Raw genomic sequence first — 22,966 nt, forward strand, 5'->3', positions numbered from 1 at the left:
ATGGGGCGATAGAACAGTTGGGCAGGAGCACATGCTGCAACGGATTGAAGACATTGATGCCGCGCTAGTCGATAGGCTGCAGCATTCAGCGTTCAAATATTTCCTGAAGTATTCCAATTCTGAAAACGGCCTTGTGCCGGATACGTCGATCCCCGGCGTGCCGGCGAGCATCGCCGCGGTCGGCTTCGGACTTTCCTCCTATCCCGTCGGCGTCGAGCGCGGCTGGATCAGCCGCGCGGAAGCTGCCGAACGCGTCTTCAACACGCTGCATTTTTTCGCCAACGCCAAGCAGGGCACGGAACGCCACGCGACCGGGCATCGCGGTTTCTTCTACCACTTCCTGCACGTGGATACCGGCAACCGCGCCTGGAACAGCGAGCTTTCGACCATCGATACTGCTCTGCTCGTCGCCGGTATCCTGACCGCCGCGCAATATTTCGACGGCGAGGATCAAACCGAGACCGAGATTCGCGCGCTCGCAAAATTCATCTATGAGCGCGTCGACTGGCGCTGGGCGCTGAACAAGGGCGATTGTATCTCGATGGGCTGGAAGCCCTCTTCGGGCTTTCTGCGCTGGCGCTACCATGGCTTCGATGAAGCGATCATTCTCTACACACTGGCGCTGGCATCACCGACCTACCCGATCCCGCAATCGAGTTATGACGCCTTCACGGCAAGCTATTCGTGGATGATCTTCAACGAGCAGCCCTATCTCTATGCCGGCCCGCTCTTCATCCATCTCTTCTCCCATGCCTGGATCGATTTCCGAGGCATCCAGGACAAGCCGATGGTCGAGCGGAACTGGGACTATTTCCGCAACACGCAGGTCGTCATCAACGTCCAGCGCGACTACGCGGAACGCAATCCCGGCCAGTTCGTCGGCTACAGCAAGGATATCTGGGGCTTCACGGCTTGCGATGGCCCGCCGCCGACGCGGCGCATGCGCGGTGGCCGCAGCCCGAAAGTACTGGGTTATGCTGCCCGCGGTGCTCCGCTCGGCCCCGATGACGGCACGATCGCGCCCTGGGCAGCGCTCGGCTGCCTGCCCTACGACCGGCAGGCTGCCCTGGACGGCACCAAGGCGCTGCTGACGACCTATCCGAACCTGCTCCTGGAAGGCGGCTTCCCTGGCGGCTTCAACCCAACAGTCCAGACCAAGCGGCCTGAGGGTTGGGTCGATGACCGAACCGTGGCCATAGACCAGGGCCTTCTCGTCATGACGATCGAGAACGACCGCTCAGACTTCATCTGGAAGCTGATGCGCAAGTCGCCGGTCATCCGCCTCGGCCTCGAGCGCGCTGGCTTCACCGGCGGCTGGCTGGCCGGCGAAGAGCCGCAGGAACTGGTTCTGAAGGCGGGCTGAACCTAACGCGAAAAGACATGCGCCTTGCCGGCGATATCGAGGCGAACGAGATCGCCCCGCGCCGGCAACGCCACACTCGATGTCTTGATGAGGATCGGCGGCAGGGCGACAGCGGCAAGCGACACCGCCACCGTGCAGGTCGCGCCGCCGAATTCTACATCCACGACACGCCCGCCATATTTCGCATTGTCCTCACCGACAACGACGCGGATCTGCTCCGGCCGCAGCATGATTTCCGCCTTGCCCTGATGGGCTCCCTCAACCGGCACGCTGCCGAGCGCACAATCGGCAAAACCATTCTTGATGATCGCCGGCAGCATCACCGCATCGCCAAGGAAAAGCGCCGTCTCGCGATCCCGCGGCTTGAGATAGAGCGTCTGCGGCGTGCCGGCCTGCACAAGCCTCCCCTCGCGCAATACCGCAACCTGATCGGCAAAGGACAGGGCCTCACCCTGATCGTGGGTCACGAGGACGGCGGTGATGCCGGCGGCCTGCAACACGCGGGCCACCGCCTTGCGCATGTTTTCGCGCAGCCCCGTATCCAGGGCCGAAAACGGCTCATCCAGCAGCATCAGGCGCGGCCGGCGGCCGAGCGCACGGGCAAGCGCCACACGCTGCTGCTGGCCGCCCGAAAGCTGGTGCGGGCGGCGATCCAGCATACTGTTTTCCAGCTCCACCATTTCCAGAAGGTCGCGAATTCGCTTCTCGCGATCCGGCGCGCCGCGCTCGAAACCGAAACCGATATTCTCGGCCACGCTCAGATGCGGAAAGAGCGCGCCATCCTGCGAGACGATGCCGATGCCGCGCTTGTGGGCAGGAACACATGCCGGCCCGTCAGCGAGCACCTCACCATCGAGCGTTACCCGGCCGGCGTCAGGCTGTTCGAAGCCGGCAATGATGCGCAGCAGCGTCGTCTTGCCGGAACCGGAGGGACCGACAACCGCCGTACGGCTGCCCGCCTGCACTTCAAGCGAGATATCCTTCAAGGCCTGAACCGGCCCATAACGCTTGCTGATAGCGTCGATCGTAAGCAGCGTCATTGGCCGGCAGTCCGTTTCGATTGGGCATAGAGCATAAGGGTGAGTGGCAGCGACAGCACGACCATCATGAAGGCATAGGGTGCTGCAGAGACATAATCGATCTCGCTGGTCATCGACCAAAATTTCGTCGCCAGCGTATCGACGCCGTTTGGCGACAACATCAGCGTCGCCGTCAGTTCATTGGTGATGCCGAGTGCTGCGAGCGCCACGCTGGCGGCGGCCCCCGGCGCTGCGAGCCGCATGGTTATCTGGCGCACGGCCTGTCCCGGCGTGCGGCCAAGCCCCATTGCCGCCCGCTCCAGCTCGACAGGCGCCTGCGCAATGCTGGCGCGCAGGCCGACCATGGCGCGCGGCAGGAAGAGCAGTACATAGGCGACGAGCAGCGTTGCAAAGGTCTGGTAGAGCGGCAGGATGAGACGGACGGTGATCGAGACAAGCGCAAGCGCCACGACGACACCGGGCAGCGAACCGACATAATAGTGGCAGGCTTCGAGGATGCGCTGGAGGCGGCCCGGCGCGCGCACCGAGAGCCAGGCCATAGGGGCAGCAGCGATCGTCGTCAGCACGCCACCGGCGACGGCGAGAACGATCGTCTGTGCAAAGGCACTCGCCACCTCGATGCGCCAGATGCCGAGTCCGCCGAGATAGAGCCAACGGCCGAGCGTGATCAGCGGCACGCCGAGCGTCAGCGCTGCGAGGACGATCGGCAGAGCCACGGCGGGCACTACGAACCAGCCGAGCCGGCGACGGTCTGCCGGGCGCGCTGAGCCGGAGCCAACGCGTGCATATCGCTCATTGCCGCGCAGCAGGATCTCGAGGCCGAGCAGGAACAGGCAGCAGGCGACGAGCACGCCGCCGAGCATGTTGGAAGCCGGGCTGTTGTAGGAAGACTGGAACTGATCGACGATCGCGGTCGCAAAGGTATCGAAGCGGATCATCACGAACAGACCGTATTCCGACAGCAGGTGCAGCGCGATCAGCAGCGAGCCGCCGCAGATGGCCAGGCGAAGCTGCGGCAAGACCGTGCGGAAGAAGACCCGCCAAGGATCGAGGCCAAGCGAAGCAGCGGCATCCTCGATGGCGGGATCGAGCCGGCGGAGTGCCGCGGCAACCGGCAGATAGAGGAAGGGGTAATAGGCAAGCACCGAAACGAATACGCCGCTCTGCGACCCGCGCATGCCTGGAAGCAGGCTCACCCAGGCATAGGAATGCACGAAGGCCGGCACGGCAAGCGGGGCGATGGCCAGCCATGCCCAGAGCCGTGCGAACGGGATATCTGTCCGCTCCGTCAGCCAGGCAAGTGTGACGGCAAGCGCGATAGACAGCGGAACGGTGATCGATTCCAAAAGAACCGTATTGACGAGAAGCTCGCCGACACGCGGGCGAAAGACCAGCGTTTTTACCGTTCCCCAGCCGACATCATAGGTTACCCAGCCGATGAAGCCGAGCGGCACGAGGCTGAAAATCGCTACGATCGATGCGACGAGAACGACGGAAGCGTGCGGCACGCGCCAGCGCGGCAAAACCATTCGCGAGGTCCTTGGCGCCTCGTTGCCGGATGCGAGCAATCTATTGTCCTGCAGCAAGGCCGATGCCTTCACACGCTGAAAAAGGAAGGCAACCGCCTTTGAGGAGCGGTTGCCAGATTTCGTCATGCCCTAAGGTTTTCTTGAGCCAAAAGCAATAGTTTTGGCTGGAAGAAGACTGCGGCAGAAAGGTTAGATAAGGCCGGCGGCCGTCATCAGCTCCACGACCTTCTTGCTGTCGAGGGTCGAGGCTTCAACCTTCGGCGCGTTGAGGTCGGAAAGCGGCACCAGCCTGTCGTTGGAGGCCGCATCCTTGCCGATGGCGTATTCAAAGGAATCGCCGTCCTTGAGCACGGTCTGGCCAGCCTTGCTGGTGAGGTAGTTCAGGAAAGCCTGAGCTTCCTTCATGTGTTGCGTGGACTTCAGGATACCGCTGCCCGAAACGCTGACGAAGGCGCCCGGATCCTGGTTCTTGAAATAGTGCAGGCCGACATTCTTGCTGTTCTCACCGGTCTTGGCCTGATCGCCGAACCAGTAGTAGTGATAGATGATCGCGCCTTCGACTTCACCGGCATTAACCGCCTTCATGGCAACGCTGTTGCCCTTGTAGGGGGTGGCATTGTCCTTGAGACCTTTCAGCCAGGCCTTGGTGGCGTCTTCACCCTTCAGCTGCAGGAAGGCGGCAACGATTGCCTGGAAGTCGGCGCCTGCGGGAGCCGCGCCCCAGCGACCCTTCCAGGCCGGGTCCTGCAGATCGAGCATCGACTTCGGCAGTTTGTCTTCGGTCAGCTTCGTCTTGTCATAGGCAAAAACGGTCGTGCGCGCGGCAATGCCGGTCCACATGCCGTCGGCCGGGCGATACTGCTCCGGAACCTGCTCCAGCGTGTCCTTATCGACGGGCGCAAACAGGCCGGCGCCATCGACCAGCGTCATGGCCGGCGAGTTTTCGGTGAGGAAAACGTCGGCGGGCGAAGCATCGCCTTCCTGGATGATCTGGTTGGCGAACTGCATATCGCTGCCCTGGCGCATGGTGACCTTGATGCCGGTCTCCTTGGTGAAGGCATCGATCCATTCGCGGCCGAGGCTTTCGTGCTGGGCATTATAGACGACGATGCCTTCGGACTGCTGCGCATTGGCACTGCCTGCGAGCGCGGTGGCTGCGAGAAGTGAAGCGGCAAGCGCAAGCGCGCCGGAAAGACGGTTAAGAGCAATTTTCATGATGGCCTCCGTGGCGATGTCACCCGAGCTCCCAAGGGTGATGGCAGGCGTATATTTTTGTTGACTGATTACTTCAAGTTTCGAGGTCAAAAATAACATCACATTATCTTGACTCAATCTTTCATCTTCGCGGGGAATAAATCCGGATTTCGTCAAAAAAAGCGACGCCGGCGAGGCGTCGCTTCTTAGATTCCAATGCGTTAGCTTATTCGACGTCGAACTTGACGCCCTGCGCCAGCGGCAGCGTCTTGCCGTAATTGACGGTGTTGGTGGAGCGTCGCATGTAAGCCTTCCAGGCATCCGAACCGGATTCACGGCCGCCGCCTGTCTCCTTCTCGCCGCCAAAGGCTCCGCCGATCTCAGCACCGGACGGACCAATATTGACATTGGCGATGCCGCAATCCGAACCACGCGAAGACAGGAAGGTCTCCGCTTCGCGCATATTGTTGGTGAAGATCGAGGACGACAGACCCTGCGGCACAGCGTTGTGCAGCTCCAGCACAGCGTCGAAATCGCTGTACTTGATGACGTAGAGGATCGGCGCGAAGGTTTCCTGCTCGACCGGGCCGGTCTGCTCAGACATTTCGACGAGTGCGGGACGAACATAGAAGGCTTCTGCCGAACCGTTCTCGACGCGCTCACCACCGACGACAGCGCCGCCGGCGGCCTTTGCCTGGCCGAGGGCCGTCTGCATCTTGTCAAAGGCCTGCCCGTCGATCAGCGGGCCGACCAGCGTGCCTGTTTCCAGCGGGTTGCCGATCGTCACCGAACCATAGGCCTTCTTCAGCCGTGGAACGAGCTGGTCGTAGACGCTCTCATGCACGAAGAGACGGCGCAGCGTCGTGCAGCGCTGGCCGGCCGTGCCCATGGCCGCGAAGGCAACGCCCCGCAGCGTCAGATCAAGATCGGCCGTCGGGCAGACGATTGCGGCATTGTTGCCGCCAAGCTCCAGGATTGCGCGGGCAAAGCGCTGCGACAGGCGCGGGCCTACGGCGCGGCCCATGGCCGTGGAGCCGGTGGCCGAAACGAGCGGGATCTTCGGATGGTCGACCAGCACTTCGCCAACCTCGCGGCCGCCGATCAGGAGCGTCGAGAGATTTGCCGGCGCCTTGCCGCCTTCAGCAACAAAACGCTTCAGCGCCTTCTCGAACAGCGCCTGGACGGCAAGCGCTGTCAGCGGCGTCTTTTCCGAAGGCTTCCAGACCGTGGAATTGCCGCAGACGATGGCGAGTGCTGCATTCCACGACCAGACAGCCACAGGGAAATTGAACGCCGAGATGATGCCGATGGCGCCAAGTGGATGCCAGCTTTCCATCATCCGGTGCTCGGCGCGCTCGGTGGCGATCGTCAGGCCATAGAGCTGGCGGGAAAGGCCGACTGCGAAATCGCAGATATCGATCATTTCCTGCACTTCGCCGAGGCCTTCGGAGGTGATCTTGCCGACTTCGATCGAGACCAGGCGGCCGAGTGCAACCTTGGAGGCCCGCAGCTCTTCGCCGAGCAGGCGGATCAGCTCGCCGCGTTTCGGCGCCGGAACGGCACGCCATTCGAGGAACGCCTTGTGCGCCGCGTCGATCGCCGCCTTGGCGTCCGCAACAGAATGCTCCTTAAGCTTTCCAATTTCCTTGCCCGTGATCGGTGATGTCACCGAAAGCGTACCGCCGGTATATCTGTTGGCATCGACGCCGAGATCGGCGAGCAGCTTGGCGGTTTCGGTGGCGAGATCGAGGACGGCGATGGTCATTGTCTTGGTTCCATTCTTGTTGTTCTCAGAAACGGGCATCGGCGAAATGGGCGACCTGAGCGCCGGCTTCGTACCATAATTCCTTGAGTGCGCGGAAGCTCGGCTCACGCGGATCGGTCAGTGGCAAAGGCAGATCCGCTTCGGCCATCCGGCCAAGAATATGCTCCGCCAAAGTGCGGCCGAACACTGTCCCGGGCGCGATCCCGCGGCCATTATAGCCCGAAAAGCCGATGACATTGGGAGCGAATTTGTGGAAGCGCGGCAGTGCATTGTCGGTCATGCCAATCTGCCCGTACCATTCGCACTCGAATTCGATATCGCCGATCTCGGGGAAAAGCCGCTTCAGCGAGCGCTTCGCCCAGCCTTTGTGCACGGAAAGGCCAGTATTGCGCAACGCCCCGACACTGCCGAAGACCAGGCGGCCGGCCTGATCCATCCGGAAGGAGGAGAGGATTTCCTTTGTATCCCACGCACCCTCGCGATTGGGCAGGATCGACTGGCGCAGATTGTCGCCGAGCGGCACGGTGGCAAAATTGAAATAGGGCAAAAACACCTGCTCGTTGCGCACCTGCTCCCAGGGTCCAGTGCTATAGGCATCCGTCGCTACAATGATCCAGTTTGCCGTGACCTGTCCGCGCGCCGTCTTCACCACCCAGCGGCTGCCCTGCCGCTCGGTTGCGATAATAGGGCTTGCCGTATGCAACACGACACCCGCCTTCTGCGCCGCATGGGCAAGCCCGCGCGCATAGGCAAGTGGCTGCAGCGTGCCGGCCCGCATATCGAGCAGCGATCCGGCATAGGCATTCGTACCGATGCGTTTTGCCGTCTCATCCGCATTGAGCAATGTGACGGGCGCGCCGCGCGCCGACCATTGCTTGTAGCGCTCCTCGACTTCCTTCAACCCATCGGGACCGACGGCGCAATGCAGCGTACCCTGCTTTTCGAGCTCGCAAGCAATGCCATGCTTTTCGATCAGTTCCATCACCAGCCGTGGCGCGTTGCCAAGCAGGTCGAGCAGACGCTCGCCATAAACCGGGCCGAGCACACCGGGCAGGTCATCAGGCATGACCCACATGCCGGCATTGATGAGGCCGACATTGCGACCTGCGCCGCCGAAACCGATCTCCTTGGCCTCGAGCAGCACGACCCGCGATCCGGCTTCGGCCAGATGCAGGCCGGAAGAAAGACCCGTATAACCGCCACCGACGATGACGACATCGGCCTCGATAGCGCCTTCCAGCACAGAGGTGACGGGTGGCTGGGGAGCAGTCTTTTCCCACAGGCCGTGGGAGCGCGGATCATTGAGCATCAGACAGTCCAGTCAGGATCGAAATCGGCACTCTAGCGCCGCCTCCGCCCTTGCGGAAGCGGCCAAATATCAGGCGACCGTCTTTAGCTTCAGGCCGGAAAGGCAGAGCTTTTCCATGGCCATGTCGAGCGAGGCGGCCTGCCGCTCGGCATAGAGCGCGAGCTCGTCCTGGACCTTCGCGCCGAGCGCCTCCTCGAAGGCATCCCGATTCGAGCGTGTCGCATAATTCTGCTGCTGGTCCGTGCCGAGGTTCGACTGGAAGATACCGGCCGCGCTGACGGGCAGGAAATCCTCGTAGATGATGGGATCGAACCGCAGATAGCCCTCGGCGATCAACGCATCCGGATCGGAGGGCAGCTGTCCCTTGGCCGCAATACCTTCGGGCGTCGCCGAATAGTGGAAGAAGGCAAACCCCTCGCGCCGCAGCTCGTCCCAGCTGTCCGGCAGTGCTTTGAAACGCTCGGCAAGTTCGACATCGTAGTCGCCGGCCTTGGCGCCGGATGCGCCGACCTGCACTTCGCCGCGCACCGAGGCAAGCAGCCGATCATAGAGCGCCCGGCCCTTGGCCGTCAGCGCCACGCCGCGCTGTTCGATCTCGCCGAAGCGGGCCGTATGCGTGCCTGATGTCGTCCCGGCCTCGCCGGCAAAAGCAATCGGTTCTTCCAGAGCCTTGAAGCTCGTCTGCCGCAGCAGGATATCGCAATTGCGTCGCGGCGGGCCTTCGATGACGGCCTTGGGCGTGATGCCGCGCTCCGGCATGCGCCGTTGCACTTCATCAATATCGAGCGTGCGCGGCGTCAGATGGTTGATATGCGGCCCCTTGAAACTGACGACGTCTGCAATGAGGCGGTGGGCATCATGCAGACGCTTGTAGGTCTCGGCGCTGACCGTCGCCTCGCCGTGCCAGCGGAAGGTTTCCAGCGCCCCAGCAACGAACTCCGCAGCTTCCGCTTCCGTCAGACCGCCGGCTTTCTCATGCTGTTCGATGAGGACGATGGCGCGCGGTGTGTAGATGCGCCGTCTTGCGAGGATTGCCGCGGCTTCAGCGCGCAACTCTTCGTCTTCGATCAGTTCCAGGCGCAACAACGAGGTGAAGACGCGGAACGGATTGACGTTCAGCGCCGCTTCATCGACAGGCCGGAAGCAGGTGGAATGTACGGGAACGCCGGCGACCGAGAGATCGTAGTAACCGACCGACTGCATCCCCATGACGGCAAAGAGCCGGCGGATCGTAAACAGCTCTTCGGCCGTTCCGAGACGGATCGCGCCATGACGCTCGACATCGATGCGCTCGAGCTCGCCTGCGCGCCGAAGCCGCTCGCTCAGTCCCTGGTCTTTTGCGAGGACTTCGGCGTTGACCTCTCCCACGAGCTCGATCAGCGTGCCGTATTGCGGCACCTCCGTCCGGTACATCTGCGACATGGCTTCGGTGAAAAGCGAACGGATGCGATCCGTGGAGACGAAAGCGCCGGGCATGAAGAAACTCCGCGTTCATTCCGATTTTGCAGGATGAAGTTCTTTACAAGGCCGCCGAAGCGGTGAATATCGACGTTTCGGAAATAGTTCATTCTGAAATGGAATGATCATGCTCTCACCAAGACGTTTTTTGCCGTCGATCTCGCACCTCGCCGCCTTCGAGGCGGTCGCCCGCACCGGCAGCGTTACGTCAGCCGCCCGCGAACTCGACCTGACACAGAGCGCCGTCAGCCGCCAGATCAAGGCGCTGGAGGAGCAACTCGGCGTCGAGCTTTTCCTGCGCGAACGCCAGACCGTGCGACTTACTCTTGCCGGAGACGCCTACGCGCGTGAGATCCGCGAGGCACTCCGCCGTATCTCCAGCGCCTCGCTAAACCTCCGCGCTAACCCGCATGGCGGTACTTTGAACCTCGCAATTCTGCCGACCTTCGGCACGCGCTGGCTGGCGCCGCGCCTCGGCCGCTTTCTCGCCACCAATCCGGGCGTCACGATCAACCTCGTGACCCGGCTCTCCTCCTTCGATTTCCGGCTCGATACCATCGATGCCGCCATCCACTTCGGTCATCCCCACTGGCCGGGCGCGGAACTCGCCTTTCTGATGTCGGAACGCACGCTGCCCGCCTGCAGCCCGGATTTCCTCAAACGCAACGCGATCTCCCGCGCGGAAGACCTGCTGACAGCGCCCCTCCTGCATCTGACAACCCGGCCCGACGCCTGGGAACGCTGGTTTGCCGACAACGGCGTCGTCTTCGAAAGCGTGCACGGCATGCTGTTCGACCAGTTTGCGACGGCAGCGCAGGCAGCGATCGCCGGCCTCGGTGTTGCCCTGCTGCCGACTTTCCTCATCCAGGAAGAACTGAAGCGCGGCGATCTCATCCCCGCCGTCGACCGCGAGATGGAAAGCCGCGAACGCTATTATCTCGCTTTTCCGCCGGAACGCGCAGATTACGCTCCGCTTGCCGCCTTCCGCGACTGGATTGTCTCCGAAGCCCGTTCGGGTCCTGAAATGTAAGGAAGGCTTGCATCGCAGCAGCGGTTTCGACCATTATGCGCGCCATCAGAATTCGATGCAGGAAATTCCCATGAAGCCGATCTTCGTCCAGCTCCAGTGTGCTCCAGGCAAGACCTATGAGGTCGCCGACGCCATCTACAAGACCGAACTGGTCTCGGAGCTCTATTCGACATCAGGCAATTACGACCTGCTGCTCAAGGTCTACATCGAAGAAGGCCAGGATATCGGCAAGTTCATCAATGACAACATCGCCAACATCCCCGGCATCGTCCGTTCGCTGACGACATTGACCTTCAAGGCGTTCTGAACCAGTTAACCCTTTTGTTAATAAAGCCGCTCGGGGTGCATCTTCATATACCGCACCTTAACGGCCGGCGTGGCTGGTCATTCCCACAGAGAATAGGTGGGAAATGTCCGTCTCCATGACAGTGACCGTCGAAAAAAGGCCGCAGCTTGATGCTGCGCCTCTCATCGTGCACGTCGTGCGCCAGTTTCTGCCGAACCGCGGCGGCCTGGAAGATGTGGTCGCCAATCTCGCCCGCCAGACCCTGAAACGCGGATACCGCGTTCGCGTCGTCACGCTCAATTCCCTCTTTACCGCACCTGAAAACAAGCTGCCGGCGCGCGAAATCATCGACGACATCGAGATCGTGCGCATCCCCTGGTCGGGCAGCAGCCGCTATCCGCTGGCGCCGCAGGTGTTCCGTCATATCGGCGATGCCGACCTGATCCATGTCCATGCGATCGACTTCTTCTTCGATGCACTCGCCTGGGGCAGGTTCCTGCACCGCAAGCCCATGGTCGTCACGACCCATGGCGGCTTCTTTCACACGAAGAAATTCCTGGCGATCAAGAAGGTCTGGTTCAGGACGCTGACACGGCGCTCGGCGAGCGCCTATCGCCGCGTAGTCTGCTGCAGCGCGTCCGATCTCAGCCAGTTCATCCAGATCGTCCCCGATGGCATTACCATCGAGAATGGCGCCGATATCGGCAAATTCGCCGATGCCTCCTCGCGCACCCCCGAACGGCGCGTCGTCACTATCGGGCGCTTCTCGGTAAACAAACGGCTCGATCTGCTACTGGATGCAACGGCAGCGCTCGTCGAACGCAATCCCGGCTGGCGTCTCGATATCATCGGCGCCGAATCCGATCTCAATGCCGCCAATCTCAGGCGCGAGATCACCGCAAGGTCGCTGGACACGGCCGTCACTCTGACTATTTCGCCGGATAATCAAACGATCCGCGAGATCATCGCGAAAGCTTCTCTTTTCGCTTCCGCCTCGGAATATGAGGGCTTCGGCCTCGTCGCGCTGGAAGCGATGAGTGCCGGCCTGCAGCCAGTCCTGAACTCCAATGAGGCTTACCGCGTACTTGCCGGGCGGCACGAGCAGATCATTCTCGCCGACTTCATGAAGCCGGATCGGGCCGCTGACGCGATCGAGGAAGCCTACCGGAAAGTAAGCGCCGAGGGTACAGCACTGCGGGAGAGCCTTGTTCAGGCCGCGCACGCTTATTCGTGGGACGCAGTCGCCGAACGCTATATCGACCTCTACCGGTCGATCGGCATTGCCGCCTAGCGCAATTCCGAACACAAAACCGCTGCGCAGTTTTGCGGGAAGTGCTCCAACAAAGCAGGAAATTCTCAGGCCTTCGCTAACCGAACGATCTCGTCCAGCACCAGCTTGCGCGATTCCGGCGGCGTCAGGTTGTGATCAGCATCCTGCAGCATCACCACCCGCACATTCGGATGCCGTGTAAACTTGTGCCCGCGCGGGCCGAAATGGAAATACATGTGGTCGAGACCGACATCGCCTTCGCTGTAGATCAGCGTCAGCGGCACCTTGCGCCTGCCAAGCGCCGCAAAGGACTGGCGCACTTGCCGCGCGATATGACGGCGGCCTGGAATGAGTTCGACAAGCGGCGCGATGCGCGGCGAAAGCCGGCGGCCGATCGCGATGAAGATGTTCTGCAGGGCCGCAAAGACATCGACCTCGCCGCGGAACAGCCGTCTGACCGTGTCGAGCCGCATCATCCGCTGACCGTAGTCGTCGACGCTGCGCGGAACAGAGACGACATGCTCGCGCCGCACCGGCATCTCGGGATCCCAGTAGTAGACGAAGGGATTAATCGAAACGATCGCCTTCAAACGCTCATCCTCGATGCCCGCGCGCAGGGCCACATAGCCGCCGCTGCAGCGACCTGCGACCATGATCGGTCCGGCGACAAAGCTTTCCAAGAGATCCAGCGAGGCGAGCGCGTCTTCCGTCTGTGTCGCCGAATAGAGAACCTGTTCCGGCGCATCCGGGCGCGGAACGCTGTCGCCGACATTGGCGGAATCGAAGCGGAGTGAAACGACGCCCTGGCGAGCGAGCGCACGCGCCATATCGACAGTCGTACGACCCCAGCCGGCATGCCGGTCATAGGCCGTCGACATAAAGAGCACGGCATTACCCTTGATCTCGCCCTGCGGCCGGCTGATGACGCCGATCAGATGCTGGAAGGCTCCGAATCGAACCGGAATTTCCTCAAAACCATCACCCGCGAGCGACTGGTTTCCGACTTCCTGCGGAGAGTGCCCCGCGGATGCGGCAGACACGGTTGTCTCGACAAGCCATTCGGTGAGCAGCGCGATGACTGCCATCGGCGTCTTGGCAAAGAGCGGGTTCGTGACCAGCTCGTCATAACCTTCGAAAACGCGCTGCTCGACATTGCCGCCGAGCGCCTTCAGGGCGTCGGCGAAGGCCGTATCGTCACCCCGAACCGGGCGTTCGAGGATGAGGTAATTCGGCGCCGCCAGGCCCTGCGGTGAACTGATATTGAGCTTGCCGATTTCCGCAGCAATCGCGTCGGGCAAGGTCAGACCGGCGATCTGCACCTGGGCGCTCGGCGCATGCTCCTTGCCGAGACCGAGGTCGGCATGGATGATCCGCGACCACATGTTGATTTCGCGCAGATGCCCCCTGCCGCTTAGAATAGGCGCAAGCAGCGCGACACTGTCGACGCCCTCGATCGAATGGCCAGTCAAATGAGCAAGCGTGCCGCCGAGACCCTGGCCGACAAGGATGATCTGCGAGCAGCCGCTGAGCGTCTTCAGCTTTACAGCGGCCGCGCGGATGGAGTTCTTCCAGATTTCCAGGCTCGGCGTCTGATTTCCGAAATCGAGTGCGTCACCCGTGCCCGTATAGTCGAACCGCAGGCTCGGTACACCGATATCGGAAAAATGCTCTGCCGCCACACGATAGAATTTCCGCGTGCACATTTCCTCGAAACCCCATGGGCTGACGAAGAGGACGGCAGCCGAGCGTCTTGCGACATCAGGCTTTTCGGGCATGAACAGACCAATCGTGCCATCGAAGACAACGGGAAGAGCAGCGGCACGGCCGGCGCCTTCTGCTGGTTCACGCGAGAATTCTTCGTTGACCGGCTTCTTCGCTTCTCCTTCTCGGGTCGGCGGGGTGATGAAATTGACCACGCGCCTTGCCGGTCCCTTCAGCAGCGCCGGCATCTTGTCGAGGATCGAGCGCAGCACCTGGATATCTTCGGCCGGAACGGCGCGCAGGACTTTCAACGCAGCAAAATAAGTAAATGTGCCAGCGATGATCGCCGCGACAAGACCAATCGGACCCTGGATGAGCTCAAGTGCAGTGATGGCACCGCAGCCGCAAAATACCGCCGCGAGAGTAATCTTCGTAAGGCTGAGATAAAGGCCCGAAAGCTGAGTTCCGAATCCCGTTTGCCTGACCATCATTACCGACATCGCAACAAATACGGCTATGCGCACAAGCGCGGCACCCTCGGCGGCAAGACTAGGTACGATGAGTAAACAACCCACTACCATCAGGAGGCCACCTATCACACTGATTTTCAACCGTACATTGGCCTTGTCGATTGAAAGCAGGTACAGGCTGAGAACCTGCATGAGAGTGTAGGCAGGCGCGACAAGCGCAAGCAGGGCGACTACTCCGCCGCTTCGGTCGAAGGCTTCGCCGAAGACCACATGCACAAGTTCAGTAGAGATCGCAGCAAGCCCGAGGCTCATCGGCAGCACAATATAGGCCATGCTGCGGATGACGGCGGCAAAGGCCTCGACCGGGAATTTCGAGTCGGCGCTGGCATGCCGCCGTTCAGAATAATAGGGCAGCAGGCTGCCGCTCATCTGGATGGGAAGCTGCAGCGCGATATTGGCGATCGACAGGCCGGCAGCATAGAAACCGACCATTTCCACCGACCAGAACTGCTGCAGGAAGAGCAGTTCGATACGGTTGAGGAAGATCGAATCGATGATGAACTGCATCGACAGGATGACCGACGACGAAGCCAGATATTTGAGCGAGACGCCGCAGCGGTCACGACGGGTAAAGAGGATCGGCAAGGTAGCGACGAAAAGCACGAGCTGGCCGAGCGCATAGCCGACGAGCACGCCCAGCACCCCATAAAAAACGGCACCGACCGCCACACCCACAAGCTGAAAGACCGAGACGATCAGCGTCAGCTGAAAGAAGGTGCCAAGCCGCTTTTCGCCGATGAGGTAGAATTTGACGAAGGAGCCAATCGCCTGGACGAAGAAGAGAATGCCTGTCACAAGCGCCACCGACGGCGCGGTATCAGCCCAGTGCATTTCCTCCGATGTCAGGAAGAACAGGGCATAGAGCCCCAGCAGCACCAACGTGGAGCAGACCATGAAGGTGACCAGGATCGAGGCAAATCCCCTACGTTGCTCGAAACTGTAGCCCTGCGCCGAAAGCTGCGGCAGCGTCTTCAGAAGCGTGATGCTGGAGCCGAGCTCAGCAATCGAGGCCCCTGTGACAACGAGCCAGAGCGAAAAGGCGACGATACCGTTGGCCTCGGGGCCGAGCAGGCGTGCGGTTATGATCGAGGATACGAATCCCGTCACCAGAAGCAGCATGCCAGCCGCCGCATTCATCACCGAGTTTGCAATAATGCCCTTCGACATCCGTCCATCCGCTAGAAGCCGCATCGCGGCCGAAAAACAAGCCATCTCTAAATTGGAAACGTTAAAATAAAGGGGAGTGAGGCACTCAGCTTAGCTCGCCTGCATCGTCGAAAGCCTCGAAAGCGCCTTGTCATAACTGTGCTCGGCAAGATGGCGCATCAGATAGGTCCGAGCCCCCTCCGCTTTTCGCCTCGCACCATCAGAATCGGAATAGATGCTCTTCAGATGCGCTGCCGCGGCCACTGGCGAGGGATCGGCCCAGACGGCATTCTTGAGATCGGCAAATTCCGGATGGCTGTCGACGACGGGAATGAGCGACGGCTCGACCAGCCAGGTATTGTCGGGATCACAGAAATCGGCCGTGCCCGACCATCCTGTCGAGATGACGGGCGTGCGGTGCATGATCGCTTCAGCCACCGTCAGGCCGAAGCCCTCCGAGCGGTGCAGCGAAAGATAGGCATTGGAATCGCGGATAATGCCGTTGATCTCCGAACTCGCCAGATTGTCGGTAACGATCCGGATGTTGCGGTCGCCTTCCACGGACTGCATGAGTGCCCGAAGCGTCTCGTCCCTGGCCGGGTTGCCGCTCGCCTTCATCAGCAGGAAGGCATTGGGGCATTCGGCGCTGAAGAGCCTGAAGGCTTCGATCACCGCCTGCGGGTTCTTGCGGTTGATCGAGGAGCCGGCACTGAAGATGAACGATACGAGGAAAGCATCCTCGGCAATTCCGAATTTCTGCCTGATACCGTCAGCCGCCGGCCGCTCGGTAACAGGGTGCGGCACGACAATGACAGGTGCAGTCGTATGCGGCGCGATTGCTCGCCTGGTGAATTCGGAGGGAACGAAGACGGCGCTCATATAGTGCATGGCATTGCGCCATTCCGCCGGCACCACTTCAAGCTCCCAGGCCCAGTAGCCGATGTTGAAGGCACGAGTGAAATTCCCGAGGCCTTTCTTCAGGATCGCGCGCGGCAGCATGGGCGGATTGAGATGCCATATGCGGCTTCCCGGCTGGCCGTCGGAAACCTGTGTAGATGCCCACTCCACCAGCTTGCCTTCATCCGGATGCGTGCTGACATCAGCCAGCATGATCTCACGGCCCGCCCGCGAAAGCGCACCAACGCAAAGTCGCGCGGATTCGCCTACACCCGCCGCCATCGACAGATAGCCGACAATCTCAACCGGCCGGCGCGGATTGAAGGCAAGCCGCGATTTGACGATAAGCCGCTGCAGCAGATGCCCGCGCACGCTCCGATAGACGCCCCGCAGAGCCTCTTCCGCCTGCACTCTGATGGTCATGACCGCTCCCTAGCCCTTAAAGCGCGAAACGGCGCGCGGCGCCGACGCTCCTGATTTCGCCTGCCGGCAATGCATCGCCATCAGTGCCCGCAGCGGCGATGAGCTTCACTCGCTTGGCAGGGCCCGGTGCCAGATGGAACCAGTCCTCTTCCGCCCGGTAGCCTTCGACATCGATATGGACAGATTGGGCCAGCCTGTCGGTCGCAAGCGTGATGAACCAATCATCGCCCTCACGCATGAAAGATGCCTCGATCGTCGCGTCGTGGAAGGCTTTGGCTCGGCCTCGCGGAAAATGGAAAGCCTGTGCGAGCAACGCTCCGTCCATCGTCGACCGCAGCCAGGCAACGCTGACGTCATGCGACGGCGCGCCAAAACGGAAGGCATAGGTCGCATCGAAGAAGCCGCCGAAGAGATCGGTGCAAGCGATACGCTCCACGCTTCTCGGGTCGAGATTGAAAGCCTTGCTGCCGCTCGCGACCTGCTGGCGCCCCTCGCGCAGGCAGGCGACATCGAGTTCGACAGCGACCACCTTATCCGTTTCGTTGATGACGTGGACATAGAGGCCGTTCGTCCCCTCGTCCGTAAAAACCGCCTGCACCGGACGGAAGGCGCGGCGCATTGCATGCCAGACAGGCTTCGGCTCGCCGGTTGAGTCGATCACGCCCCAGCCGGGACCTGGCAACAGATCCTGCAGGGTCCAGACGAGCGCGCCATTACAGGACGATCCCTTGCGTCGCCATTCGGCAAAAGTCTCCTCCAGCACCTCGCTCGTCACAGCGCGCGAAAGATCGAGATAACGCTCGGGGTCTTCTCGACGGAGCCTGGCCGCATCGAGATCGTAGAGAAGCCCGAGATAGAAATCTCTGATATCCTCGAAATCCCAGGAAGCACCGCGGTCGCGCGGCACCCGCTCTTTCCAGAGCGGACTGTGAACTGGGGGCACGTCGAGATGCCGTTGCAAGGTCCGCTGCTGCGGCACATGGGCAAAGGCGAGGCTTTCGGCCGCAAAGCGCACCTCGGCGCGGCGCGCATCCTCGAGTGGCCGCATATAGGCGCCGACGCCGTAATAATGCGTCACGCCGGCGTTGGGCGAAAAGGGCATCGCCCCGCCATAGGGCGAATTCGGCACATAGGGCACATCCGGCCGCATGCGCTGGCAGATCGCCGGGATGATCTCGTCGGTGATCGGCCCGCTCCAGAAATCCGGGGGCAGACCGAACATCGCCGCCTGCTGGTGGATTTCGCTGCCGCCGCAGAGCACGGCAAGCGAGGGCGAGAGCTGTACGCCATGCAGAAACTCTTCCACCTCGGTATGTACATGGCCGATAAAAGCCTTGTCATTCTTCGGATAGTCGAAATTGGCGAACATGAAGTCTTGCCAGACCATCAGCCCGAGCACATCGCAGAGCGCGAAAAAGTCAGGCGTTTCATAGGCCATGGTACCGCCGATGCGGATCATGTTCATGCCAGCCTCGGCAGCAAGCCGCAGGAAGGGCTCGTAATCGGCCCGCTCGCCAGGCAGCCGTGCGATATCGGCCGTTGTCCAGACCGCGCCGCGGCAGAAGACCTGCTCGCCGTTTATGACAAGCGCGAAATCATTGCCATCAGCGCCATGCTCAACCTCGATACGACGAAAGCCGGCTTTGCCCAGCGAATGTTCTTCGCCATCGATAACCAGCGTCACATCATAGAGATGCGGCACACCATGCGTATGCGGCCACCACGCCTCGATGTCGGAAAGCTTGAGAATCGCCGAATAATGCCGATCGCCGATCTTCTCGAAACCCTGCTCGGCGCCGGCGCAACGCAACAGCATCACCGGCTCTTCGCCAGCGGTATAAAGCGAAACGCTGAGTCGCCCCGCGCCGTTTTCCTCCAACACCGCGCGCACCGAAACATGATCGACCGAGGCCACGCCCCGGCGCACGAGCGAAATCTGCCGCCACGGCCCAACGGCATGGATCTCCGGACACCAGCCGGGCATATGCCCGAGCAGTGTGTTGCGGACATTCTTCAGCCCTTGAGGCGTAATCATCTGCGGTCGCCAGCGAGCACGCGGCCCCGGCTCCGACAGACGAGGGCCAAGCGCCCGGAAACAGAGCGCCAGTTCATCACCGCCTGTCAGCGTCACCGGCATTTCGTGCGCAGTGAACATGCTCTCGGAAAAGAGGATTTCCTGGCCGTTGAGAAAAACATGGCAGATCGTCGCCAGCCCCTCAAAACGCAGGATCGCCTCACCCGGCTCCGTATCGAAGAGGCGGGTCAGGTACCAGGCATCCTTGGTGTTCAGCGGCTGTGGATTTTCCCGGTCGAACAGCCCTGCTCTTTCGAGCGCCGCTGCAACGGTGCCGGGAACAGGTGCAGGAATGAACTGCGCCGAAAGATGGATGTCGTGGGGTGTCGCGCAGGCGCCAGGCTCGGTCAGAACCAGATTCCACCCTTCGGAAAGCAAGCTTTCCTCAGCCCCGATGCTTGCCAACCGCCCCCGCATGGTCAGATCTCCGGCCTCAGACTCGCTCCGCGAGCGATGCCATCATCGAATCCCATGCATCGGCTGCCGGATCAAGTGCCGCTTTCAAAGGCTCGAACTTGCGGCGGGTGACGGCGCGGGCAAGCTGGAACTGAACCGACTTCGCCACTTCCGAGATCCGGCGCGCCTCTCCGGCCGCAACACCAAACTCGCCGGCTGAAAGCCAAGTCAGATGATCGGCCGCGAGTTCGAAATTCGCACCTACCTGCCGCAGCGTGTTGAAGGCATATTTGTGGAAGAAACCGAAGGGCCGATCGGCTACTGCCTCAACCTGCAACGGAAAGACCTCGGCAAAGGCGCGGATCGGATTGGCGCTTGGGCGGCGATGGAAATGGAAGCCCAGGAGCCGCCGCGAAACCTCGCGCAGATGTGCTTCGCCGACAGGGCGTTCCGGGAACTTGGCGAATTCGGTATAGGGCAGGAACGGCGCATCCTCATCCGTCAGATGGGATTGGAACAAGCCGTCGAAATCCTCGCCCTCGATGCGGAAATAACCGGCATTATGGAAGTAGTCGACACGCTTGCCGGCAAAGTCCAGCCGGTTGATCGCAACCGTCGTCTTGCCATGTTCCTGCCGGTAGGCGGTGCCGCGCGTATCTGGCATGTAGAAGGAATCCATCTCGATGAGGCAGAGCCGCCCGCGGGCGATCTGCACCTCGATATGTCGCTCGACGCGGTCGTAGATCGCAAGCTCGGTGGCGCGAATGCCGTAGAGCGCTTCGAGATCCTCCAGCGGCACCTTGAAGAAGGTGAACTGGTCGCCCTCGAAATCCTGGGTCAACGTGAAACCGAGCATCGCTTCCGGCGCAACACCGAAGGTCGAGAGAACCTCGATCCAGAGATCGATGTAGCAATTGGTCTCCGGCCACATGCGCTCACCGGAATGCAGCGCATGCGCCTTGTAGGTATCGGGATCGATACCCGCAAAGACCGATGTCATCGAGCCGCTCAGCCCCACAGGACTTTCCGCACACTTGCCGGCCATTCCTTGACGTCAAGGCCGTGATGATGGAAGAGCGCGAGCGCAATGCGCTCCAGCCCGAAGCCGACGCAGGCGGTGTGGGCCACGCTGCCGTCTTCAAGGTTCAGGCCCCACTTCACGCCGAACGAGTCCTGATGATAGTTGAAGCTCATGCAGGCCGTCGGGTTTGCAGAGGAGGTGATCGGGATCAAGAGCTCGAACTTCAGGTTCTGGTCGCGCTGGTTGTTGACCATCATCTTGCCGGCACGGCCGAAGAACGGGTCGTTGGCAACGTCGATCGTCACGTCGAGACCGACCTGCTTCATCATTTCGACACCGCGGTCCATCCAGCTCTGGCGGAAATCGGTCACATGCTGCTCGGTGCCCATGCAGACATATTCGCGCATGCGGAAAAGCTGCTGCCGGGCCGGATCCTTGGAAGGCTCATGACGGAAGCAATAGGATTGCAGATCGAAGAGACCGCCTTTGGCCGGCAGGTTGCCGCGCTTGGCGACCGTCGGATAAAGCGGATAGCAGGCTGCCGGCGTCAGCACGATGTCGGTCGCCTTCTGGTCCTTGGTCCAGTCCTCGCCGACTTCCATGCACTGCAGCAGGCTCATATGGTCGAGCTCGGCGCCGCAGAAGCTGTGCACCGTGCCGGCAAGCTGCGGAAAGCTCTTCATGTAGCCGCTCTTTTCGAAGAGCGCGCGGTTCATGCCGGGCGGAAAGCGCATCGCTTCGGCGCCATCGCCGCCGCCGAACTTGTCGATCAGCCGCTCGAAGGCAGCGATGACATCTTCGAACTGGCCGCTGCGGCCATAAAGACCGTCAACGCCGGTATCGATCAGCAGACCAGACTCGAAGAGCCGGTCCAGAAACGAAGTCTGCATATCCATGGCTTTACCCCAGTAGGCTAGTGTCCTGCTTATGGACGAGGAGCATGCTCGACGTATTGCCGAGGATGCGGTCGTTCGAGATCATGAGCTGTGCGGAATGGGCATCGCGCAGATGACGTCCGAGGCTGAAGGGCGTACCGTTCTTGTAGCCCATGATGCCGCAGATCAGCATGGTATGATTGACGATTTCCAGGATCGTTTCCGAAGAGGCGATCTTCACATTGTTCATCGCCACGGCAAAACCCATCGACGAGAGCTTGTCGCCGTCAACCTTGGCATCCTCATAGGCCTTGAGGCCGGCAACGACGTTCGATTTCACCATCTGCAGGAGGTTGGAAACCTCCGCGAGGCGAAGCGCGCCGGGCGGCGTGGCGTCGGGAGACTTGCGGGCAGCGGCACGCACGAAACCCTGTGCGCGGGAAACGGCATCGACCGCGATGCCGTACCAGACACCGCTCCAGAGCAGGTGCGAGGAGGCGAGCATCGACTGCGCAGCGATTTCAGCGAAGGGCTTCGGCAGGATCTGTGCGGCCGGCGCTTCGCCCTTGAAGAGGAAGCCGTCGGAGCAGGTACCGCGCATGCCGAGCGTGTTCCAGATATGCGTCTTTTCGAGCGTGTACTGATCCCTAAGGAAGGCAGTCAGCACCTGATCGGAAGAAGCGGCCTGCGGATGGCTGCGCGAGGTGATGAGAATTGCATCGGCATGCGAGCCGTAGGAAATGACGGTCGCATCCTTTTGCAGCCTGCAGATATCGCCGTCGATTTCGATGGCGCAGATGCTGTTGCGCAGATTGCCGCCGATCCCACCTTCGGTGGTGGCGGAAGCGATCAGAAGTTGTTCGGCGGCGATACGGCGCATGAAGGCGCTATGCCATTCGCTGTCGACGCCGTGTTCGACGAGGCTCGAAAGCTTGATCTGGTGCATGGCGAAGACCATCGCGCTTGCCGCGCAGGCCTGGCCAAGAATCGAGCACAATTCGGCGATCTGGGTGATGGAAGCGGCCTCGCCACCGAGATGGCGGGGAATCTGGATGCCGAGCAGGCGCTCGGTCTTCATCGCGTTGACGGCTTCCTGCGGGAACCGGCCTTCGAAATCGACGGCATCCGCATGTTTTGCCGCAATTTCTGCGACCCGGGCAGCCCTTGCGACCAGGCTGTCTTCCGTGATCTTGACCGGGAAGTTCATCAGGCGACCTTTCGGCTATCCCGGATGAGATCGACCGTCTTGGCGATCGCCGAGATGCTTGCGAAGGACTTGCGGTTCAGGAGATTGTCAGGAAATTCAATATCGAATGCCTCTTCGATGCCAAGCATGAGCTGCACCGAGGCGAAGGACGTCAGACCCGCAGCGTAGAGATCCGCATCGTCGGCAACCTGATCAACAGGAACAGGAAGCTTACCGAACTTGGCTACGAGGTCGCGGATTGTCTTGTTCATCCCATTAACTCCAGATTTTCATGATCCTGAGCCGGCATTCATCGCCTTTTCATGGGAGTGCTTTTAGTGCGGAAAACAGAAAATTCCGCTAATGTAATTAGTTAAATATGACTATCATTCATACTTTGTATTTTACAAATAATGCCCGCTTGAGGCCTAATACTTCATTCCTATCAATAGTTTGATGTGGCCCGAGACGAC

At 61.0% G+C, this 22,966-nt stretch carries 17 protein-coding genes; 4 read left to right on the forward strand and 13 right to left on the reverse strand.

All coding sequences use genetic code 11. The features are described 5' to 3' along the window. Positions 1 to 31 precede the first annotated feature (31 nt). On the forward strand, positions 32 to 1,363 hold the full coding sequence (locus AB4Z13_RS08915; RefSeq protein WP_007825384.1) for a glucoamylase family protein: 1,332 nt from the start codon (positions 32 to 34) through the stop codon (positions 1,361 to 1,363). A 2-nt stretch (positions 1,364 to 1,365) separates the two neighbouring features. On the opposite strand, the gene AB4Z13_RS08920 is transcribed toward AB4Z13_RS08915, so the two are convergent. The 6 genes from AB4Z13_RS08920 to hglS all read right to left on the reverse strand — a co-directional run bounded on the left by AB4Z13_RS08920 (position 1,366) and on the right by hglS (position 9,676). Continuing rightward, the gene (locus AB4Z13_RS08920; protein ID WP_310385156.1) at positions 1,366 to 2,403 is read right to left on the reverse strand and encodes an ABC transporter ATP-binding protein; all 1,038 of its coding nucleotides are present in this window, start codon (positions 2,401 to 2,403) and stop codon (positions 1,366 to 1,368) included. Next, a complete protein-coding gene (locus tag AB4Z13_RS08925; RefSeq protein WP_442205962.1) occupies positions 2,400 to 4,058 on the reverse strand; it encodes an ABC transporter permease in 1,659 nt (552 codons plus the stop codon). Before AB4Z13_RS08925 ends, AB4Z13_RS08920 begins: the two co-directional genes overlap by 4 nt. Positions 4,059 to 4,121: 63 nt before the next feature. Continuing rightward, complete coding sequence (locus AB4Z13_RS08930) at positions 4,122 to 5,147, reverse strand: iron ABC transporter substrate-binding protein (RefSeq protein ID WP_439016828.1); 1,026 nt, start codon at positions 5,145 to 5,147, stop codon at positions 4,122 to 4,124. A 205-nt stretch (positions 5,148 to 5,352) separates the two neighbouring features. Further along, positions 5,353 to 6,891, reverse strand: coding sequence for an L-piperidine-6-carboxylate dehydrogenase (amaB, locus tag AB4Z13_RS08935; protein WP_439016829.1), 1,539 nt, complete (start codon positions 6,889 to 6,891; stop codon positions 5,353 to 5,355). Positions 6,892 to 6,916: 25 nt separating this feature from the next. Then, complete coding sequence (locus tag AB4Z13_RS08940; protein WP_439016830.1) at positions 6,917 to 8,200, reverse strand: NAD(P)/FAD-dependent oxidoreductase; 1,284 nt, start codon at positions 8,198 to 8,200, stop codon at positions 6,917 to 6,919. Between the two features lie 69 nt (positions 8,201 to 8,269). Beyond that, positions 8,270 to 9,676: a 2-oxoadipate dioxygenase/decarboxylase HglS gene (hglS, locus tag AB4Z13_RS08945; RefSeq protein WP_439016831.1), complete on the reverse strand. Its 1,407-nt coding sequence runs from the start codon at positions 9,674 to 9,676 to the stop codon at positions 8,270 to 8,272. A 103-nt stretch (positions 9,677 to 9,779) separates the two neighbouring features. Between hglS and AB4Z13_RS08950 the strand changes: the two genes are divergently transcribed. From AB4Z13_RS08950 to AB4Z13_RS08960, 3 genes are all read left to right on the forward strand, one after another. Beyond that, positions 9,780 to 10,688 carry a LysR family transcriptional regulator gene (locus tag AB4Z13_RS08950; RefSeq protein ID WP_439016832.1) on the forward strand — a complete coding sequence of 303 codons (909 nt, stop codon included), beginning with the start codon at positions 9,780 to 9,782 and terminating at the stop codon, positions 10,686 to 10,688. A 70-nt stretch (positions 10,689 to 10,758) separates the two neighbouring features. Further along, positions 10,759 to 10,995 carry an Lrp/AsnC ligand binding domain-containing protein gene (locus tag AB4Z13_RS08955; RefSeq protein ID WP_007825394.1) on the forward strand — a complete coding sequence of 79 codons (237 nt, stop codon included), beginning with the start codon at positions 10,759 to 10,761 and terminating at the stop codon, positions 10,993 to 10,995. Positions 10,996 to 11,098: 103 nt separating this feature from the next. Beyond that, on the forward strand, positions 11,099 to 12,265 hold the full coding sequence (locus AB4Z13_RS08960; RefSeq protein WP_439016833.1) for a glycosyltransferase family 4 protein: 1,167 nt from the start codon (positions 11,099 to 11,101) through the stop codon (positions 12,263 to 12,265). A gap of 65 nt (positions 12,266 to 12,330) precedes the next feature. On the opposite strand, the gene AB4Z13_RS08965 is transcribed toward AB4Z13_RS08960, so the two are convergent. The 7 genes from AB4Z13_RS08965 to AB4Z13_RS08995 form a co-directional block, all read right to left on the reverse strand. Beyond that, a complete protein-coding gene (locus AB4Z13_RS08965) occupies positions 12,331 to 15,642 on the reverse strand; it encodes an oligosaccharide flippase family protein (protein ID WP_439016834.1) in 3,312 nt (1,103 codons plus the stop codon). A 90-nt stretch (positions 15,643 to 15,732) separates the two neighbouring features. Beyond that, positions 15,733 to 16,911, reverse strand: a complete 1,179-nt coding sequence (locus AB4Z13_RS08970) for a glycosyltransferase family 4 protein (protein WP_439017284.1) — start codon at positions 16,909 to 16,911, stop codon at positions 15,733 to 15,735. A gap of 46 nt (positions 16,912 to 16,957) precedes the next feature. Further along, positions 16,958 to 19,432: a glycosyl hydrolase 2 galactose-binding domain-containing protein gene (locus tag AB4Z13_RS08975; RefSeq protein WP_439016835.1), complete on the reverse strand. Its 2,475-nt coding sequence runs from the start codon at positions 19,430 to 19,432 to the stop codon at positions 16,958 to 16,960. Between the two features lie 16 nt (positions 19,433 to 19,448). Beyond that, the gene (locus AB4Z13_RS08980; RefSeq protein ID WP_442205963.1) at positions 19,449 to 20,429 is read right to left on the reverse strand and encodes a DUF1839 family protein; all 981 of its coding nucleotides are present in this window, start codon (positions 20,427 to 20,429) and stop codon (positions 19,449 to 19,451) included. Beyond that, positions 20,420 to 21,328, reverse strand: coding sequence for an amino acid--[acyl-carrier-protein] ligase (locus tag AB4Z13_RS08985; RefSeq protein WP_439016837.1), 909 nt, complete (start codon positions 21,326 to 21,328; stop codon positions 20,420 to 20,422). The genes AB4Z13_RS08980 and AB4Z13_RS08985 overlap by 10 nt, the downstream gene beginning before the upstream one ends. Before the next feature lie 4 nt (positions 21,329 to 21,332). Further along, positions 21,333 to 22,514 carry an acyl-CoA dehydrogenase family protein gene (locus AB4Z13_RS08990; RefSeq protein WP_439016838.1) on the reverse strand — a complete coding sequence of 394 codons (1,182 nt, stop codon included), beginning with the start codon at positions 22,512 to 22,514 and terminating at the stop codon, positions 21,333 to 21,335. After that, positions 22,514 to 22,765 carry an acyl carrier protein gene (locus AB4Z13_RS08995; protein WP_112564399.1) on the reverse strand — a complete coding sequence of 84 codons (252 nt, stop codon included), beginning with the start codon at positions 22,763 to 22,765 and terminating at the stop codon, positions 22,514 to 22,516. The genes AB4Z13_RS08990 and AB4Z13_RS08995 overlap by 1 nt, the downstream gene beginning before the upstream one ends. Positions 22,766 to 22,966: the final 201 nt, after the last annotated feature.

Source organism: Rhizobium sp. YAF28 (genome assembly GCF_052113285.1).
Classification (GTDB): Bacteria; Pseudomonadota; Alphaproteobacteria; order Rhizobiales; family Rhizobiaceae; genus Rhizobium.

What these genes read in the sequence shown, in the direction of transcription:
- AB4Z13_RS08975 (WP_439016835.1), bottom strand. Translation starts at nt 19,432, where the DNA reads ATGCGGGGGCGGTTGGCAAGCATCGGGGCTGAGGAAAGCTTGCTTTCC.
- AB4Z13_RS08955 (WP_007825394.1), top strand. Translation starts at nt 10,759, where the DNA reads ATGAAGCCGATCTTCGTCCAGCTCCAGTGTGCTCCAGGCAAGACCTAT.
- AB4Z13_RS08995 (WP_112564399.1), bottom strand. Translation starts at nt 22,765, where the DNA reads ATGAACAAGACAATCCGCGACCTCGTAGCCAAGTTCGGTAAGCTTCCT.
- AB4Z13_RS08930 (WP_439016828.1), bottom strand. Translation starts at nt 5,147, where the DNA reads ATGAAAATTGCTCTTAACCGTCTTTCCGGCGCGCTTGCGCTTGCCGCT.
- AB4Z13_RS08985 (WP_439016837.1), bottom strand. Translation starts at nt 21,328, where the DNA reads ATGGATATGCAGACTTCGTTTCTGGACCGGCTCTTCGAGTCTGGTCTG.
- AB4Z13_RS08925 (WP_442205962.1), bottom strand. Translation starts at nt 4,058, where the DNA reads ATGACGAAATCTGGCAACCGCTCCTCAAAGGCGGTTGCCTTCCTTTTT.
- AB4Z13_RS08950 (WP_439016832.1), top strand. Translation starts at nt 9,780, where the DNA reads ATGATCATGCTCTCACCAAGACGTTTTTTGCCGTCGATCTCGCACCTC.
- amaB (WP_439016829.1), bottom strand. Translation starts at nt 6,891, where the DNA reads ATGACCATCGCCGTCCTCGATCTCGCCACCGAAACCGCCAAGCTGCTC.
- AB4Z13_RS08920 (WP_310385156.1), bottom strand. Translation starts at nt 2,403, where the DNA reads ATGACGCTGCTTACGATCGACGCTATCAGCAAGCGTTATGGGCCGGTT.
- hglS (WP_439016831.1), bottom strand. Translation starts at nt 9,676, where the DNA reads ATGCCCGGCGCTTTCGTCTCCACGGATCGCATCCGTTCGCTTTTCACC.
- AB4Z13_RS08915 (WP_007825384.1), top strand. Translation starts at nt 32, where the DNA reads ATGCTGCAACGGATTGAAGACATTGATGCCGCGCTAGTCGATAGGCTG.
- AB4Z13_RS08940 (WP_439016830.1), bottom strand. Translation starts at nt 8,200, where the DNA reads ATGCTCAATGATCCGCGCTCCCACGGCCTGTGGGAAAAGACTGCTCCC.
- AB4Z13_RS08960 (WP_439016833.1), top strand. Translation starts at nt 11,099, where the DNA reads ATGTCCGTCTCCATGACAGTGACCGTCGAAAAAAGGCCGCAGCTTGAT.
- AB4Z13_RS08990 (WP_439016838.1), bottom strand. Translation starts at nt 22,514, where the DNA reads ATGAACTTCCCGGTCAAGATCACGGAAGACAGCCTGGTCGCAAGGGCT.
- AB4Z13_RS08965 (WP_439016834.1), bottom strand. Translation starts at nt 15,642, where the DNA reads ATGTCGAAGGGCATTATTGCAAACTCGGTGATGAATGCGGCGGCTGGC.